General features: G+C 45.8%; 17 protein-coding genes and 1 other annotated feature (1 of these 18 cut by a window edge). Of the genes, 1 reads left to right on the top strand and 16 read right to left on the bottom strand.

The features are described 5' to 3' along the window. Positions 1-108 (bottom strand) — a binding site (T-box leader); it reaches 197 nt to the left of the window's first position. Positions 109-185: 77 nt separating this feature from the next. The 10 genes from MHI37_RS13175 to spoIIGA form a co-directional block, all read right to left on the bottom strand. Further along, positions 186-686, bottom strand: coding sequence for a DivIVA domain-containing protein (locus MHI37_RS13175; protein ID WP_076339220.1), 501 nt, complete (start codon positions 684-686; stop codon positions 186-188). Between the two features lie 96 nt (positions 687-782). Next, the gene (locus MHI37_RS13170; RefSeq protein ID WP_076339221.1) at positions 783-1,565 is read right to left on the bottom strand and encodes a YlmH/Sll1252 family protein; all 783 of its coding nucleotides are present in this window, start codon (positions 1,563-1,565) and stop codon (positions 783-785) included. A gap of 33 nt (positions 1,566-1,598) precedes the next feature. Beyond that, complete coding sequence (locus MHI37_RS13165) at positions 1,599-1,871, bottom strand: YggT family protein (protein ID WP_256710677.1); 273 nt, start codon at positions 1,869-1,871, stop codon at positions 1,599-1,601. Between the two features lie 7 nt (positions 1,872-1,878). Continuing rightward, positions 1,879-2,328, bottom strand: coding sequence for a cell division protein SepF (gene sepF / locus MHI37_RS13160; protein WP_076339222.1), 450 nt, complete (start codon positions 2,326-2,328; stop codon positions 1,879-1,881). Positions 2,329-2,330: 2 nt separating this feature from the next. Further along, positions 2,331-3,050, bottom strand: coding sequence for a YggS family pyridoxal phosphate-dependent enzyme (locus MHI37_RS13155; protein WP_076339223.1), 720 nt, complete (start codon positions 3,048-3,050; stop codon positions 2,331-2,333). A gap of 3 nt (positions 3,051-3,053) precedes the next feature. Then, positions 3,054-3,905, bottom strand: coding sequence for a peptidoglycan editing factor PgeF (gene pgeF, locus MHI37_RS13150; protein WP_076339224.1), 852 nt, complete (start codon positions 3,903-3,905; stop codon positions 3,054-3,056). A 207-nt stretch (positions 3,906-4,112) separates the two neighbouring features. Further along, complete coding sequence (locus MHI37_RS13145) at positions 4,113-4,394, bottom strand: YlmC/YmxH family sporulation protein (RefSeq protein ID WP_076339225.1); 282 nt, start codon at positions 4,392-4,394, stop codon at positions 4,113-4,115. 425 nt (positions 4,395-4,819) lie between these two features. Next, positions 4,820-5,602: an RNA polymerase sporulation sigma factor SigG gene (sigG, locus tag MHI37_RS13140; protein WP_076339226.1), complete on the bottom strand. Its 783-nt coding sequence runs from the start codon at positions 5,600-5,602 to the stop codon at positions 4,820-4,822. Between the two features lie 104 nt (positions 5,603-5,706). Continuing rightward, entirely contained in the window at positions 5,707-6,429 is a 723-nt protein-coding gene (sigE, locus tag MHI37_RS13135) for an RNA polymerase sporulation sigma factor SigE (RefSeq protein ID WP_076339227.1), read from the bottom strand. A gap of 37 nt (positions 6,430-6,466) precedes the next feature. Next, on the bottom strand, positions 6,467-7,387 hold the full coding sequence (gene spoIIGA, locus MHI37_RS13130) for a sigma-E processing peptidase SpoIIGA (RefSeq protein WP_076339228.1): 921 nt from the start codon (positions 7,385-7,387) through the stop codon (positions 6,467-6,469). Between the two features lie 321 nt (positions 7,388-7,708). Here spoIIGA and MHI37_RS13125 point away from each other — a divergent pair, with 321 nt between their 5' ends. Next, positions 7,709-8,395: a DNA-binding response regulator gene (locus MHI37_RS13125; protein ID WP_256710678.1), complete on the top strand. Its 687-nt coding sequence runs from the start codon at positions 7,709-7,711 to the stop codon at positions 8,393-8,395. A gap of 1,438 nt (positions 8,396-9,833) precedes the next feature. Here the strand turns inward: MHI37_RS13125 and ftsZ are convergent. From ftsZ to spoVE, 6 genes are all read right to left on the bottom strand, one after another. Continuing rightward, complete coding sequence (ftsZ, locus tag MHI37_RS13120; RefSeq protein WP_076339893.1) at positions 9,834-10,946, bottom strand: cell division protein FtsZ; 1,113 nt, start codon at positions 10,944-10,946, stop codon at positions 9,834-9,836. Positions 10,947-11,063: 117 nt separating this feature from the next. Beyond that, complete coding sequence (gene ftsA, locus MHI37_RS13115; protein ID WP_076339894.1) at positions 11,064-12,305, bottom strand: cell division protein FtsA; 1,242 nt, start codon at positions 12,303-12,305, stop codon at positions 11,064-11,066. Positions 12,306-12,524: 219 nt separating this feature from the next. After that, a complete protein-coding gene (locus MHI37_RS13110) occupies positions 12,525-13,286 on the bottom strand; it encodes an FtsQ-type POTRA domain-containing protein (protein WP_076339895.1) in 762 nt (253 codons plus the stop codon). Between the two features lie 113 nt (positions 13,287-13,399). Next, positions 13,400-14,668: a UDP-N-acetylglucosamine 1-carboxyvinyltransferase gene (gene murA, locus MHI37_RS13105; RefSeq protein ID WP_076339896.1), complete on the bottom strand. Its 1,269-nt coding sequence runs from the start codon at positions 14,666-14,668 to the stop codon at positions 13,400-13,402. A 15-nt stretch (positions 14,669-14,683) separates the two neighbouring features. After that, entirely contained in the window at positions 14,684-15,589 is a 906-nt protein-coding gene (gene murB, locus MHI37_RS13100; protein WP_076339907.1) for a UDP-N-acetylmuramate dehydrogenase, read from the bottom strand. A 423-nt stretch (positions 15,590-16,012) separates the two neighbouring features. Next, positions 16,013-17,110 (bottom strand): stage V sporulation protein E, encoded by a 1,098-nt coding sequence (gene spoVE / locus MHI37_RS13095; RefSeq protein WP_076339897.1) that lies wholly within the window; start codon positions 17,108-17,110, stop codon positions 16,013-16,015. Between the last annotated feature and the right edge of the window lie 7 nt (positions 17,111-17,117).

The raw sequence follows: 17,117 nt of genomic DNA, 5'->3' as shown, positions 1-17,117 counted from the left end.
GCTTCTCAGAGAGGATATTCCGCAATAGCTCACACACCGGACTTTCAGCTGCCGCCGGCTCTCTGAGGAGTGAACTTAAAGTGTACTTGTTCTCTTCAACGAAGTTTAGATCATCAATTCAATATTCTAGTTATAGCTTAACAGCAGGCTAAATGTCAAATGGCAATTCGCCTATTTATCAAACCTTAACCTCTTGTAAGCTCATGCTCGGAATGTCTTGAAGCCTGCGGCTCCAGTGTATCCCAACCATCAACAGTAAGCAGCTCAAGCTGTGCTTCAACTAGTGTACGGAAACGAGCACGGTATACTGAGGCTTGCTTCTTAAGCTCTTCCACCTCAAGAGAAACCCTGCGTGATTTCGCTAGTGAATCATTAATAATTCGATCAGCATTTTTCTCTGACTCCTTGATGATCAGCTGCGCTTCCTTCTTCGCATTGCTTCTCACCTCGTCAGCCGCTTCCTGTGCGACGATGATTGTTTTGCTAAGTGTTTCTTCTATATTCGTAAAATGATTCAATCTTTCTTGCAGCCCAAGCACTTGATTCTGCATCTCTTTATTTTCACGAATGAGCGATTCGTAATCTTTAATAACCTGATCGAGAAATTCGTTTACCTCATCCTCGTCATAGCCGCGTAATCTCCGGCCAAACTCTTTGTTATGTATGTCCAATGGCGATAGTGGCATTGGGGCACCTCCTCATGGTATTTGTAATTCTGGGAACCGATTTATACTGTTTGTTGTGAACAATTTCGACAAGCGCAGTTAAATTCCTGCATTCGTTCAAATAAACTTGCCTATTTTGACACGAATTCTGCCCTTTTTTGTCACTCCATCCATCTCCAGCACTTTAAAACGGCCAAGCCCCTTGAACGACACCACATCTCCCCCGCGGAGCTGCTTGGAAGGGTCCTCCTCGGATTTCCAATTCACTCTGCATCTGCCTGCTCGAATCGGGTCCACAATCTTAGACCTGCTGATCCGATAAACGTCGCTCGCAATTCCATCCAATCGCATGGAAGCAACCGATAGGTTCATCTCTTCAAGCTTTGGAACGACTATTTTGAGTTCAGCCAATGAAACGACGTCTGTCAGCACATTAATACGGTGAACCTGTCTAAGCTGAATATTCAAGTAATCAGCAATTTCATCCATAACGACAATATGACAAAAATGCTCATGAACATGGATGTCGCCAATTCGGTCGCGCTTAATGCCCAGTCCGAGCAGCGCACCCAAAAAGTCACCGTGATCAAGCTCAAGCTGAGCCTGTCCTGGTCCATTTACGACAAGCACACAAATTCCCATTGCCTCATCATCAAGGCTTCGATAGTCCGGACCAATAATAACTCGCCTGCGCTCCGCTTGATCATAGCCGCCATCTAGACGAACAGTGACATCTGGATTCCGATTAGCCAAAGCCATCAATATTTGCGCTTGTCTCGGGTCTAAAAAATCGGTCCGCTTCAGCTCATGCTGCTGTGCGGACCGCTCTATCCATTCCTCTGCCCGAGCGACAAAAGGTTTCTCGTCGGGATGAAAATGATCGTATATGCCTTCTTTCATAAAAACACATTCCTTTATTAATCAAAAATTGATTTAAGGTATCAAAAATTCGATTACTGCAGTCAAACCGCTAGCTACGAAACGCAAAGCGAACAGTGCAATGATCGGCGACAGATCCAGCATACCCCCAATAGGAGGAATAAATCTCCGGAAAATCCCGAGATAAGGCTCTACCATTTTGCCCAAAAATACGCCAATAAAGCTTTCACGAGCATTAGGCAACCACGACAGCAGCACATAACCAATAATCATAAAGCTGTAGATACTTTGTAGTGTATCTATTACATTTCCCACACTATTAAACAACTCAAGGTCACCTCATTTTGTTGTAGTCGTTCTCCTCCGCCAGCATTTCCGTTATAGCACCTTGAATTTCAACTGAATCCGGCGTGCATAGAAAAATATTAGGGCCAAGCTTAGAGATGCTTCCGTTTAAAGCGTACACTGTACCGCTTAGGAAATCAACAATGCGCACGGCGAGATCGCTCCGAACGCGCTGTAGATTAACAATGACGGCACGGCGCGAGCGAAGATGATCCGCTATTTCTTGCGCTTCATCATATGAACGGGGCTCACTAAGCACAACTCGTACATTTTTCTGCGAGTGTATGCTGACGACATTGTTACTCTTTGTAGTTTTACGTGCTTCGAACGGAGAGGTTTCAGCTTCTTGTTCTTCCGGCTGTACAACACGTTCTCTCTCCACTATCTCTTCCTCATCCTGGAGACCGAGAAAGCTCATAAATCGGTTCATGACGCTCATCCTTATTCCTCCTCTTTCCCTACTAATATCGTACCCAGGCGAATCCATGTCGCTCCTTCTTCAATCGCAACTTCAAAATCATTCGACATGCCCATGGATAAATGAGTGATCGTGCTTGCATGCTTCGAGCTCTGCTGAACTTCATCACGCAATTCACGAAGTGCTCTAAACACTGGTCTTGTTTGCTCCGGCTCAGCTTCGTACGGCGCCATCGTCATTAAACCAATGGGCTTAATGGAATGGAATCGCTCAAGCTGATTTACAAATGGAAGCAGCTCTTCTGGTTCAAGACCTTGCTTTGAGTTTTCTCCTGAGACATTAACCTGAATAAAGCAAGGAACGATAATGCCAAGCTGTGATGCCTTCTTATCAATAGCTTCGGCTAACGACAGCCTGTCCAATGAATGCATGTATGTAAACTTCCCAATGACGTCTTTCACCTTATTGGTCTGCAATGAGCCGATGAAATGCCAAATCGGATGCTCGCTCAGCTTCACGTCACATTCCTCGGTAATCGCTTCCCATTTCACCTGAGCATCCTGCCAGCGATTCTCGCCAAGATGACGATAGCCCAGCTCAAGAGCTGTCTTGGTCGTATTCAACGAAACATATTTGGTAACTGCAATAATGTGAACTTCATCCCTGCTGCGTCCAGAACGCTCGCAGGCTTGTTTAATACGCTCTTCAACGAGCTCGACGCGATTCTCAAATGTAGATGACATATTTCACCTCTCCCGAATACCGATCCAACTGGCCATTCGGCCGGTTAAGCCACCTTCTTTGCGATGGGAAAAAAATAAATCCCGTCTGCATCCAGTGCACCACTGTGTTAATTCGATATGGATCGGCAAAATTCCTGCTTTTATCATAATCTGTCGGTTTATTTCTTTCAAGTACAAGTTCGCTTTCCCATTCTCGGACCGTTTGAGCATATGGTCAGTTACTTCTCCTTCAAGTCCAAGCCTCTCAGTGAGCTGCTGCACCTGATCAATCACTACGCCATCAACCTCATAACAGCAGCCGCTGATCGATGGTCCAATTGCAGCTAGCAGCGTATTTGGAGCCGATCCATACGCATCTCCCATCGCTTCAACAGTAACTTTAGCAATTTGCTGCACCGTGCCCTTCCACCCTGCGTGGGCAAGCGCTACGGCATTATGCACAGGATCATAGAAATAGAGCGGCACACAATCCGCATAAAAGGACGCTAAGAGCACGCCAGGCACATCTGTCATTATGGCGTCGCAGTCCTTAATTACATCGCTCAGAGAGTCTCTGCCTCTTCCCTTATCAGTCTCCACGACCTGATGCACGACATTGCCGTGCACCTGCTCCGCGCACGTCCACGCGTCGAATGGCCATCCAATGGCTTCCGTCAGCAAACGCCGATTGGCAATAACCGAATGATCCTGATCGCCTACATGCAGTCCCATATTAAATGAAGACCATGGAGCTTTGCTTACTCCTCCACCCCTGCCAGTAAATCCTACAGTAAGCTCCTCGTTCCGAGCCATCCAATCAGGCAGCAAAAACAGCGAAGGCCCCTTCGCTGTTTGCAAATGTTCAAATGCTTCCATTTGGCTTTCACCTCTATTCAAAGGTTTGCTGTGCAAACCTGCTTCGTAAGCGTAGGCTTAAGGTTTGCTGTGCAAACCTGCTTCGTAAGCATTAGCTTTAGGTTTGCTGTGCAAACCTGCTTCGTAAGCATTAGCTTTAGGTTTGCGCAGCAACCTTTCACATTGCAATACGTTTCTGTCTAATTAACATAAAAACAGTGTACAGTGTTATGAGCGAACGTGCAAATCCTCCTCTTCGGAACGGAGCTGCTTTGTATCATCCATTCGCACCAGTACGACATCTGCACCTATTTTCACAATATTGCGCCACGGGATCACAACCTCCGTGCCTCCCCCGCCAAATATCCCCATAAACTTAGTGTATTGGGGAACAACAATCGAATCGATGCGACCCTGTCTTAAATCCAGCTCCAAATCTGATATTTGACCAAGCTTTTTTCCATCAACAATATTAATAACATCCTTCGTCTGAAAATCAGATATTTTCATTGCCCTCACCACGTTTCATTTAGAGTAATCGTCCATGTATCTCTCCTATAACTATATGAGCAATTAGCCCAAAATGTCCTTCCATTCAAAAAAGAGATTATTGGAAATCGCAGACGCGTCAGCTCACACTTCTAACGGAAACCACAGACGCTAAATCGCCTTTATTTTTCATTTCAAGATTCTAACGGAAGCACAGGCCTCTATTTGTACCCTACATGCACGATCTCGCTTCATTTCTGCGGAATAGCGTCTCCCACTTCCGTTAAAATATGACGCTAACCAAAAATCGAACTTTAACGTCTCTGGCTTCCGTTAGCTTTCGTTAGCCGCTCTCCGACTGCTGCCGCAGCATCGTTATCAACAGGTTCGGAGAATCCATAGCTTCCTAAACAACAAAAAAAGCGGTGCCTCGCGGCACCGCTTCTTTACGATTTCACATGTTTTTGCATTTGCTGAATAGCTGATTTTTCAAGCCTAGATACTTGTGCCTGAGAGATGCCAATTTCATCGGCTACTTCCATTTGCGTCTTGCCTTCAAAAAAGCGCATCGACAAAATCATTTTTTCTCTATCATTGAGCTTATGCATCGCTTCTCGAAGTGCAATTTCCTCAATCCACGATACATCCTTATTGCGTTCATCGCTAATCTGATCCATAACGTAAATCGGATCTCCACCGTCATGGTAGATCGGTTCAAATAAAGAAACCGGATCTTGAATCGCATCTAATGCAAAAACAACATCTTCCTTTGGAACGTTTAGCGCTTCTGAAATTTCAAAAATAGTTGGCTCTCGCGAATTTCTGTTCGTCAGGCTATCCCTAACCTGAAGCGCCTTATAGGCGATGTCCCTTAAGCTGCGAGACACTCGAATTGGATTGTTGTCACGCAAATAACGGCGTATCTCTCCGATGATCATCGGAACGGCATAGGTGGAAAATTTGACATTTTGGCTAAGGTCAAAATTATCTATCGCCTTCATAAGTCCGATGCAGCCGACCTGAAATAGGTCGTCCACAAACTCTCCCCTATTGTTAAACCTTTGAATTACGCTCAGTACTAGCCGCAGGTTGCCGTTTACTAATTTCTCTCTTGCTGCCCACTCGTTGCGGGTTTGCAATGCCGTAAACAATTCTCTCATCTCGACATTATTTAGGACAGGCAGTTTCGCGGTATCCACTCCACAGATCTCGACTTTATTTCGGGTCAACGTGATTACCTCCCAAGGAGAAACATTACTGTACATTATCTCCTGAGAAGGTCTTTTTATTCCTATTGCGACATCATTCGACAACTGCAAGCAGGACGCGGCCTTTAAACCATTTTATTAAATTCTTTTCGAAGTCTTTTTATAATCCGCTTCTCCAGCCGTGAAATGTAGGACTGAGAAATACCCAATAAGTCAGCAACATCCTTTTGTGTTTTCTCTTCGCCATCTGCAAGTCCGAAGCGAAGCTCCATAATGATCCGCTCCCGCTCAGAAAGCTTATCAAGCGCCTTATGAAGCAGCTTGCGGTCAACCTGCTCCTCAATGTTTCTGTATATCGTATCATTTTCCGTACCGAGAACATCTGAGAGAAGCAGCTCATTCCCATCCCAATCGATATTGAGCGGCTCGTCAAACGATACCTCTGTACGCGTCTTGCTATTCCGGCGCAGATACATCAATATTTCATTTTCGATACAACGCGAGGCATAGGTCGCAAGCTTGATTTTCTTTTCTGGATCAAATGTGTTCACCGCTTTAATCAGACCAATCGCGCCTATCGATACGAGATCTTCAATATGAATGCCGGTATTTTCAAACTTGCGGGCAATATATACGACAAGCCTTAAGTTTCGTTCAATTAGCATTGCCCGAATAGCTGTGTCGCCCGAAGGAAGCTTTTCCAGCAAATATTCTTCCTCTTCGCGTGTTAAGGGCGGCGGAAGCGCTTCACTTCCACCAATGTAATAAATTTCTTCACTTTTTAATCCGAATAAAAACATGATCCGATAATAATATAACTGAAGGATTAATTTGTACTTGACGAGCATCTGGCCCATCCCTCCTCGTTTGTATAAGCATACGGTTTTATTGTTGTACCATAGACGGATGGATAATGGCTCGATATGCTCCATCAGACGTTAGCTTTCCGCCGTCAAGCCCGATAAGCACCTTTCGCGTTTCAAAAACTTGTCCTTCCCTAGTTATCTCAACCGCGTCGGGTTTTATCGCCAGCATGAACTGTGATCCCCGGTTGACACCTCTGAATGGTACGAGACGAAGCCTGTCTTGCCATATAAAATAGGGCTGTTGATCCATTCCCGCCACGAGACGATCCACTTGTGCATCTCGTATGCTATTCAACCACGATTCGGGCAAATCTTCTTGCCATAAGGAAGCTTCCATCACCATAACAGGTGTCCTTGTGAGCGGATCATATAGCTGATTGCCAGTATCGATTAGACCAACACAGGTTTGAGTCCGATCTCCAATCGTAATTTTCACCTCTGCTAAATGTGTTTGCACCAGCTCCCGTTCTCTTTTTTGCGTTAATACAGTACGGTATATATACAGACCGATGCAAAACGCAGCAATTAAATAAAACAATCCCATCTTGAGCTCTACATGCATGCTGCCGTTTACGAATGTAATCGTCCTCCAAACCTCACCAGACCCTTGCATAAACAGATAATAAATCCCAAGCACCGCACCAGCAGCAACAAAATTAACCGCATAAAACGCCGCAACATTTCTCAAAAAATTTTGCAAGGAGGAGAAGCCAAAAGCGATCCATACCATAAAAAACGACATGCCGACCTTCACAATTAACGTAAATAAAAAAGATAATTGCGGAAAAAGCATCAAAACGACATAACAAGCTCCGACAGCAGAAGCTGTTAACACCCGCCACGGCCTAGGTTTCAAATGACGGACCCACGCGGTAGTTAATAGAATTGCACCATCCACGAGCAGCTCTCTTAGAAACATCACATCCACATAAATAGCCACTTCGGTCACCTTCCTGCAACTGGCGATACACGGATCTGTAAATGGCTCCCGGGAGAACGATTGACACTAGTATATTAAAATCCTATTTCAAAGTCTGTCTATTCATGACAGCATGACATATCTTTTTTTGTCGAGTAGGAGTATAAAAACCGCCAAGTATGTTTAATTTCGATACGGCCACGACCGCTAGAAATTTGCTTGTTCAGCTCTACAAAATATCGTATGATATTTGATATAGAAGTAAAGCAGTGAAGCACACCGCTTACTCGGGATAACCATACCCGCAGTATGCGGTTTTTTTATTTTCTAAGGGAGAGTGAGATGGACATGACGTTTGAAGTGAATTACGGACACTGGCTGGACACGCAGATAAAAAACTATAAAGGAGAGCGCAAACGTAGGCTAATAGAAGGGCATGGTCATGCTGAAAAACTGTTTACAGAAAAAATTTGGTATCCTGCCTTCCATGATTTTGACGGGCTACATGCAGAGTATGAAGTTGCCGATTTCCGTGATGGCAGTCGATTTTTGGACTTTGCCTACTTGAAGGATGGTTTACAGCTTGCTATCGAAATTGATGGTTATCGCACGCATTCGGCTGAAATATCACGTTGGCAATTCTCCGATTCTTTAATGCGCCAAAACCATCTCATTGTTGATGGTTGGAAGATAATACGCTTCTCCTACGATGACATTAAAGAGAAGCCGCGTATGTGCCAGCAGCTTCTTCAGCAATTTATGGGCAAAAGCTTACTTGGTAGAAAAAAGGTGAGCAGCGCAGAAATTTTCTTGCAACGAGAAGTATTAAAACACGCTTCAAGCTTACAGTACCATATCCGCCCCAGTGACGTCATTGATCTTTTGAAAATCAAAAAACGCGATGCTCAAAAGCTGCTCCATAGTATGGTAACCAAGCAACTGTTGCTTCCAGCAGGAAAGGGTACACAAAGAATTCGCTGTTACAAAATAAATCCCGAACAACCATCCTCTTTATTTGTTCAGCAATAGCGGGTTGAACAACGTTGCTATTTCTCAATATGGTTAATCATTTTCTGTTTGTATGAAGTCAACTCATTCATTCTTGTTTAAATGTTCCTTTTTCGGAGCAGTCATAAATATTGCATGTAATTGTCTAATGACCTTCCAACCTCGTTCAACTTTGTAAGCACGTATATGTGCTTACAGGCCACCATTACCGGTTACTCCTTCGCTGTAAGAGCATATACGTGCTTACAGCGTCCTTTCATCCTCCTCCATACGCCGTTTTCACTCTGTAAGCACGTATATGTGCTTACAGGCCACCATTACCGGTTCCTCCTTCGCTGTAAGAGCATATACGTGCTTACAGCGTCCTTTCCTCCTCCTCCATGCGCCGTTTTCACCCTGTAAGCACGTATATGTGCTTACAGGCCACCATTACCGAGTACTCCTTCGCTGTAAGAGCGTATACGTGCTTACAGCGTCCTTTCATCCTCCTCCATACGCCGTTTTCACTCTGTAAGCACGTATATGTGCTTACAGGCCACCATTACCGGTTACTCCTTCGCTGTAAGAGCATATACGTGCTTACAGCGTCCTTTCATCCTCCTCCATACGCCGTTTTCACTCTGTAAGCACGTATATGTGCTTACAGACTACCGTTACCGGTTACTCCTTCGCTGTAAGAGCATATACGTGCTTACAGCGTCCTTTCCTCCTCCTCCATGCGCCGTTTTCACCCTGTAAGCACGTATATGTGCTTACAGGCCACCATTACCGAGTACTCCTTCGCTGTAAGCACGTATACGTGCTTACAGCGTCCTTTCATCCTCCTCCATACGCCGTTTTCACTCTGTAAGCACGTATATGTGCTTACAGGCCACCGTTACCAGTTACTCCTTCGCTGTAAGAGCATATACGTGCTTACAGCGTCCTTTCATCCTCCTCCATGCGCCGTTTTCACTCTGTAAGCACGTATATGTGCTTACAGACTACCGTTACCGGTTACTCCTTCGCTGTAAGAGCATATATGTGCTTACAGGCCACCATTACCAAGTACTCCTTCACTGTAAGAGCATATACGTGCTTACAGCGTCCTTTCATCCTCCTCCATACGCCGTTTTCACTCTGTAAGCACATAGATGTGCTTACAGGCCACCGTTACCAGTTACTCCTTCGCTGTAAGAGCATATACGTGCTTACAGCGTCCTTTCATCCTCCTCCATGCGCCGTTTTCACTCTGTAAGCACGTATATGTGCTTACAGCGTCCTTTCCTCCTACCCCATGCGCCGTTTTCACCCTGTAAGCACGTATATGTGCTTACAGGCCACCGTTACCAGTTACTCCTTCGCTGTAAGAGCATATACATGCTTACAGCGTCTTTTAGCGCTCCACTATACGCCGCTTTCTCTCTGAAAGAACAACAAAAAGCCTCACCATAAATGGTGAGGCGAATTAGAAATGCTTCTAGCGATCGTTACGTGGACGATTGCGAAGGAATGCTGGGATTTCCAGTTGGTCGCTGGAAGTGTTGCCCGCTCCAAAAGGCTTAACACCACTAGTGGTACCTTGTTGTCTTGTATCAACCGCTTCTGGCTGCTGTGGAGAACGACGAGGTGTAGGTGGCTTGTGCTCAAAGCCCGTCGCAATTACGGTTACTTTGATTTCATCCTTCAGATCCTCATCGATAATCGCACCGAAGATCATATTCACATCTGGATCAGATGCAGAAATGACAATTTCGGCTGCTTCATTAACTTCGTAGAGAGACAGATTGCTGCCACCCGTAATATTCATAATAACACCGCGTGCGCCATCGATAGACGTCTCTAGCAAGGGGCTCATAATCGCTTTGCGAGCTGCTTCAGCTGCACGATTCTCACCTGTTGCGATACCAATACCCATCAGGGCAGAACCACGTTCAGTCATAATCGTTTTTACATCGGCAAAATCGAGATTGATTAGACCTGGAACAGCGATAAGATCAGAGATACCTTGTACAGCTTGACGAAGTACGTTATCCGCTTCACGGAAAGCTTCAAGCATCGGAGTCTTCTTGTCTACGATTTCTAGCAATCGGTCATTTGGAATGACAATTAGTGTATCTACTTTTTCCTTAAGTGCTTCGATGCCAAGCTCAGCTTGTCCCGAACGCTTACGTCCTTCAAAAGTAAATGGACGAGTAACAACACCAACCGTCAAAGCTCCGCACTCACGAGCGATTTCGGCGATTACTGGCGCCGCACCGGTTCCTGTTCCGCCACCCATACCAGCTGTTACGAATACCATATCCGAGCCTTTTAGCTGGTTCATTATAATTTCACGAGATTCCTCTGCCGCTTTGCTGCCTACATCTGGATTCGCACCCGCACCAAGACCACGTGTCAGCTTATCGCCGATTTGCAGCTTATGCTCGGATTTTGCCAAATGAAGCGCCTGAGCATCGGTATTTACCGTAATAAACTCTACGCCCTTAACACCATTCTCTATCATTCGGTTAACTGCATTGCTGCCGCCACCGCCTACACCTATTACTTTTATTTGAGCAAGCTGCTCAAGCTCAAAGTCAAATTCCAACATCTTTCATTTTCCCCCAGTCAAGCGTAAACTGCTGACAGCATCATGAGACGGTACAGCAACGTTTCGCGGTAAAATATAAGCATCGTATAGAGGCGAATCTTATATTAACTTATATTTTTAAATAAATTCGTTAAACATACTTTTGATACGCTCAAACATACCGGGTTTAGTTGAAGCTGCTGGACTTGCTTTGCGGTTTGCCGTTTTCTTCACCGCTCCAGTTCCACGAGCTCCCATATATTTCGATACGTATTGAATCATGCCTACACCGCTGCTAAATGCCGGATCTCTTACTCCGATATAATCAGGCAGTGCGATTCTCACGGAAGTCTCCAGCTCTGTCTGGGCCAAAGCGAGCGTTCCTGGCATCGATACCGATCCGCCGGTAAGAACATAACCGTTAACCTTTTCTCCATAGCCAAGCCGGCGAACCTCTTGCCGAATAAGATGAAAAATTTCTTGCATACGCGGTTCAACAATGCTTGCTAGATCAACCTGTGAAAATTCCTTCTCTACATTGCTGCCCATACGCGTCACCTTAAACTTCACATCTTCTGCTGCATCAAGTACATTCGCACATCCGTATTTCAGTTTAATTTTCTCCGCTTGATCGGTCTGTGTACGTAAGCCATATGCAATGTCATTCGTAACATATTCGCCGCCAATTGGAAGCGTCGATGTTGCTGCTAGCCCGCCCTGATCATAAATCGCGATCGTGCATGAGCCTGCTCCAATATCCGTTAGTACCGTGCCCATCGATTTCTCATCCTTAGTCAAGGACACCACGCCTGATGCCAGAGACAGTAGAATAACACCAGAAATACGAAGGCCCGCTTTCTCTACACAACGCATAAGGTTATGTATGGCAGTCTTCGTCCCCGTGACGATTGTCGCCTCTACCTCAAGGCGTACTCCAATCATACCTCGCGGATCTGAAATCCCTTCCAAGCCATCAACCAAATACTGCTTTGGAACCAGATTGATGATTTCACGCTCAGGTGGAAGCGCCACTACTTTAGCTGCTTGCAATACACGTTCAATATCTTCTTCACCTATTTCACGATCCTCGTTGGATACTGCAACGACGCCACGATTGGTCTGCAGTGCAATATGGCTGCCCTGAATCCCTACATAAACGTCGGATATTTGAATGCCTACCATGCGTTCCGCATGCTCTACGGCATTACGGATCGAATTCACGGTTTGGTCAATATCTACAATTGCTCCTTTGCGAATACCCTCTGAGTCGGCAGATCCAACTCCAATAATATTAATGGCTCCATTACTCACTTCACCAATAATAGCTCGAACTTTGGATGTACCGATGTCCAAACTGACGATGATGTCGTTGCTGCTCATCTTGCGGCACCTCCGTTTCAAATAAAAGTTATTACAATGCTCATTATGATCTTTCTACTTATTCAACGCTATTTATATTTTCCCTCTTTTTTCAACAGATTTTTCATTGTATCTACAATTAATGACGTGTACTGCCCCTTGCAGCACCCTGATTATCCTAATGTTATCCAGCTCCATCGAGTATAAATGCGATAAATAAAATTCTACCATTCTTTCAAGCTATTGAGTAGTGTCTTTTTCATCGGATTCTAAATTTTCATTAATAAACGGTTCATACTTATCCGCAAGCAGCATCGTGAGCTTGCCCGGTTCTTGCGTTTCAATTACCGCATTTAATGTGTCAATTTTTTCTGTTAGTACAGAAACGGCCGTTATAACTTCAAATTTAGTTCTCGTATACATCAGAATTCGATCTGGATAAGCAGATGAAGGTGAAGGCATAATTTCCGAGATGTCAGATAGCTGCTTTGCTGAAATTTTGCCGAGCTGCTTCGTGAGCTCTGCTTTGACCGGGTCATCATCTGTCCAGCCGGACAGCACAGGCTTGTCCACAAGCTGCATAACATCACTGTCTGCTTCGACTGTCGTTCCATTTGACAATAGCGCCGTCATTTCTCCCTGCTTACTGAGCTCAAACGCAACAACCGGGAACTCCTCGACCATTATTTTCAACAAACCGGGAAATACCTTTGTCACTTTGACCTCATTAATCTGCGGCAGTATAAGGATGTTGGCTTCTATCGTAGAGGATGAAGTCCGAAAAAATGCATCGCCAATAACTATTTCTGAGGCTGCGCCAATCGCTTCCTTCGTAACGAATCTAGTACCTTCGATTTGAATCTCTGAAACTTTGCTAATGGAGGAATTAAAAAATAAAACTGCCAGCAAAGCTACAAATAATAAAATGATTATAGTCAACAGTTTACGGCTGCCCATCCGTTTTCGACTTGGCTCTTTCAACACAGGCATCTGCTCGCCCATAACTTGTCCCTTCTTTCCCCAAAAAACATCCGGAAGCCTCTATCTGCAGCAGCCTTCGCTTTGCAGAACCAGGGGAACCGGCTGTTTCTATCTTGCAGCACAATCGCATAGAATCAATTGTTAGGCACTGGCGAATTACGTGATATGCGCGCACCTAACCTAGACAGCATGGTTTCGATTTTCTCATAGCCCCGGTCGATGTGATGAATTTGCTCAACCACCGTCCTGCCCTGCGCAGCTAATCCAGCAATAACCAAGGCCGCGCCTGCACGAAGATCCGTTGCTTCAACAGTCGCTCCATAAAGTCTTGGTACTCCACGAATAAATGCAGCATTCATATCCACTCGGATATCAGCACCCATGCGGGACAGCTCATCTACGTGCTTCAATCTGCCTTCAAAAATCGTTTCTTTCAATACGCTCACACCATCTGCAAGCGTAAGCAGTACCATGATTTGAGACTGCAAATCGGTAGGAAAAGCCGGATACGGAGAGGTTACTATTCTTTCGACCGCTTTTGGCCTTGTAGCACAGCCGACTTTAATTATATCACCGTCGACAACAATTTGAACACCTGCACGACGCAGAACATGAATCAAGGAGGATAAATGTGCGGGCTGTGTATTTTGGAGCGTCACCTGACCGCGTGTCGCTGCAGCGGCTACCATAATAGTCCCTGCTACTATACGGTCCGGAATGACCTTGTAACGACATGGTGTTAGCGACTGTACCCCATCTATCGTTATTGTGTCCGTTCCTGCCCCCATAATTTTGGCGCCCATCGCATTTAGAAAATGTTGCAAATCTTGAATTTCCGGCTCACGTGCAGCATTGCTGATCGTTGTTCGGCCTTCCGCCAAAGCAGAAGCCATCATAATATTTTCTGTTGCTCCAACGCTAGGGAAGCTTAAATGTATATCAGCACCCTGTAATTTGTCTGCACGACATATGATGCGGTTACCCAGCTCTTCTATTTCAGCGCCAAGAGCTTTCAAGCCTTCTAGATGAAGATCAATTTTCCTCTCGCCGATCGCACAACCGCCCGGCAGGTAAACCTGCGTCTCTCCAAATCTAGCAAGCAAAGGCCCCATTAGAAAAATAGAAGAACGCATTTGTCTCATTAACGATTCCGGCACGTGGGAAGTATGTGCGGTTTCTGTGTCCAGCACAACTGTTCCTCCCGTATGCTCGGCGCGGCATCCTAATTCGCGCAAAATGTTCAGCATGACGTCGATATCCAGCAAATCAGGCACATGATCAATCGTTGTTGTGCCTTCGGCCAGCAGACTGGCAGCCAGAATCGGCAAAGCGGCATTTTTCGCTCCTTGGATAACTATGGTTCCTGAGAGGGGTTTCCCGCCTTCAATCACCAATTTGTCCAATGTATCACCTCCGAATTACCGCTCACCCACTACCAATACTTCCGGCACCAACAGGATGTCATATCGATCCTTAATAGTGCTTTGTATATGAGTCATGAGGGCGAGAACGTCTTCAGCTGTTGCTTGCCCGGTATTCACGATAAAATTGGCATGCTGCTCCGATACTTGCGCACCTCCGAGACACTCACCCTTTAATCCCGCTTCTTGGATAAGTCTTGCAGCATGATCATTAGGCGGATTGCGGAAAACACTTCCGGCACAAGCAAGCTGCAGCGGCTGTGTTCTGAGTCTTCTCTCTTTGTAAGAGGCCATCATAGCTTGAACCTCTTTCCTATCCCCTTCTGCTAGCTCAAAGGTTGCCTCAACTACAAGACCTTTTTGCTCATGCAAAATGGAATGCCGGTAAGAGAACTGCATATCATCCCGCTCGTAGCGAACCAATTCTCCTGTTTCCAGTACAATTTCAGCTGACTTAAAAATACGTGACACATCCGATCCATGCGCGCCGGCATTCATATAAACGGCTCCGCCTACCGTGCCAGGGATTCCCCCGGCGAACTCAAGGCCAGTCAGACCTTCCTTGCCCGCCATGACTGATAGCTTTATAAACGAATACGAAGCCCCCGCAGAAACCAGCGACCCATCAAAACGCACGTAATCTAACCCTTTGTGAGGCTTAATTACAACACCGCGAACTCCTTTATCACTCACCAGCATATTTGAGCCTCTGCCCAAATTAGTCCATGGCATTTGATGCTTTTGCACCAAACGAACTGCAGCAACTAATTCTTCTTTGCTACGCGGGAGGATTAATATATCGGCGGGACCGCCGATTTTCCATGTTGTATAGTTCGAGAGCGGTTGATTATACAAAACTTCGCCAAGATTGGCTTGTTCCAATTCCGCTTTAAATGCTTCCATTAGTTGAACCTCCTCAAGGTTTTGTGAAGCAAAACCTACTTCGTAAGCGAGCTCTTGCTCAAATGAATAAGCTGAGAATAAATAAATTCGCTGCTCCAAAGCTGCCTGCAACGCTGTCAAGCAACCGGATTATGCCGTTGCAATAACCGCTCCTTCTGGGCGACGGTCACGAATATAGTGTATCTTATGCCCTTATAGGCTCTTGTGTGACAGTCGCCCAATTCGGCTTATTTTCGCCCTTATCACTATTTTTCTTCCATATGACAGCAATATCCGGCTCCAATAGACACAGCTGCGCTGATGCGCTCTGAAGTCCGTTAGTAGCCGGATTCGATTTTTCATTTTAACAAAATAAAGCATTCGCCGTTTGATACTCTTCAAAGCTTGCGATCGCCGGGCAGCAAACCAAACAGCCACGAAGCCTCACCTCGAATACCGGGAGATGTTTAGCAAAATACCGAGTGCTGTTAACAAAAGTGTAAGCGATGAACCTCCATAGCTAACCAGCGGCAGGGTAATCCCTGTAACTGGCATCATGCCAATGACGACTCCAATGTTTATGAGCACCTGAACACCAATGATGCTCGTAATGCCTACCGCAAGGAGACTGCCGAATGTATCCGGAGCTGCTATCGCCGCTCGTATGCCGCGCCAAACGACAATTAAAAACAATAAAATGAGAGTGGCTCCGCCAATAAAGCCGAGCTCCTCGGATAAAATAGAAAAAATAAAATCCGTTTGCGGCTCAGGCAAGTAGCTGAATTTCTGACGGCTCATGCCGAGCCCTAGCCCCACTAATCCACCAGGTCCTATCGCATACAAGGACTGAATAATTTGATATCCGCCGCCAAGCGGATCTGCCCAAGGATCAAGGAAATTTGTAATTCGCTTCAGCCGATAAGGTGCCGCTATGATCAGTCCCACAAAGCCTGCAACACCGAGTAATGCCAAGCCCCCTAAATGAGTAAGTCGAGCTCCCGCCGTAAAGATTAGCAGTACGGCAGCGCCTACCATAACCGCACCTGTACCAAGATCCGGCTGCAGCATGATAAGTCCAAAGGCTAATCCAACGAGTCCCAGCGGCGGCAGCAGTCCCTTCGTAAATTGCGTGATCGTCTGCTGCTTCTCTGAGAGCCATTTTGCTAAAAATAAAATCATCGCCAGCTTCATAAATTCGGATGGCTGAATACCAAACGAGCTAATGCCGAGCCAGCTGCGCGCTCCGCCGCGAACGACGCCGACACCTGGAATGAGCACGAGCAGCAGCAGCCCGAAGCATATGATCAGAGCCATCGGCGCCCACTTCTTCCAAACGGTGTAATGCGTATTCATAGTAAATAGTAGCGCACCTATACCCAGCCCTGCAAATAATAGCTGTCGCTTAACAAAATAAAACCGGTCACCGAACTCATGAAAAGCAAGCACCGCGCTGGCGCTGTAGACCATAATCAAACCGATAGCAAGAATGAGCCCAATTGCAGTCAGCATCCAAATATCCGGCGCAGAACGCGCTTTGGCCATAGCGAAC

Source organism: Paenibacillus sp. FSL H8-0548 (assembly GCF_038630985.1).
GTDB lineage: Bacteria > Bacillota > Bacilli > Paenibacillales > Paenibacillaceae > Pristimantibacillus.
The sequence above is the reverse complement of the archived record's forward strand: the minus strand, read 5'-3'. Positions and strand labels throughout refer to the sequence as shown.

Excerpts from the sequence above, each read along its gene's own strand:
- sepF (WP_076339222.1), bottom strand. The coding sequence starts at position 2,328 with ATGAGCGTCATGAACCGATTTATGAGCTTTCTCGGTCTCCAGGATGAG.
- MHI37_RS13125 (WP_256710678.1), top strand. The coding sequence starts at position 7,709 with ATGGACATGACGTTTGAAGTGAATTACGGACACTGGCTGGACACGCAG.
- ftsA (WP_076339894.1), bottom strand. The coding sequence starts at position 12,305 with ATGAGCAGCAACGACATCATCGTCAGTTTGGACATCGGTACATCCAAA.
- MHI37_RS13145 (WP_076339225.1), bottom strand. The coding sequence starts at position 4,394 with ATGAAAATATCTGATTTTCAGACGAAGGATGTTATTAATATTGTTGAT.
- MHI37_RS13155 (WP_076339223.1), bottom strand. The coding sequence starts at position 3,050 with ATGTCATCTACATTTGAGAATCGCGTCGAGCTCGTTGAAGAGCGTATT.
- MHI37_RS13170 (WP_076339221.1), bottom strand. The coding sequence starts at position 1,565 with ATGAAAGAAGGCATATACGATCATTTTCATCCCGACGAGAAACCTTTT.
- murB (WP_076339907.1), bottom strand. The coding sequence starts at position 15,589 with ATGGAAGCATTTAAAGCGGAATTGGAACAAGCCAATCTTGGCGAAGTT.
- pgeF (WP_076339224.1), bottom strand. The coding sequence starts at position 3,905 with ATGGAAGCATTTGAACATTTGCAAACAGCGAAGGGGCCTTCGCTGTTT.
- MHI37_RS13175 (WP_076339220.1), bottom strand. The coding sequence starts at position 686 with ATGCCACTATCGCCATTGGACATACATAACAAAGAGTTTGGCCGGAGA.
- sigE (WP_076339227.1), bottom strand. The coding sequence starts at position 6,429 with ATGCTCGTCAAGTACAAATTAATCCTTCAGTTATATTATTATCGGATC.
- ftsZ (WP_076339893.1), bottom strand. The coding sequence starts at position 10,946 with ATGTTGGAATTTGACTTTGAGCTTGAGCAGCTTGCTCAAATAAAAGTA.
- spoVE (WP_076339897.1), bottom strand. The coding sequence starts at position 17,110 with ATGGCCAAAGCGCGTTCTGCGCCGGATATTTGGATGCTGACTGCAATT.
- MHI37_RS13110 (WP_076339895.1), bottom strand. The coding sequence starts at position 13,286 with ATGGGCGAGCAGATGCCTGTGTTGAAAGAGCCAAGTCGAAAACGGATG.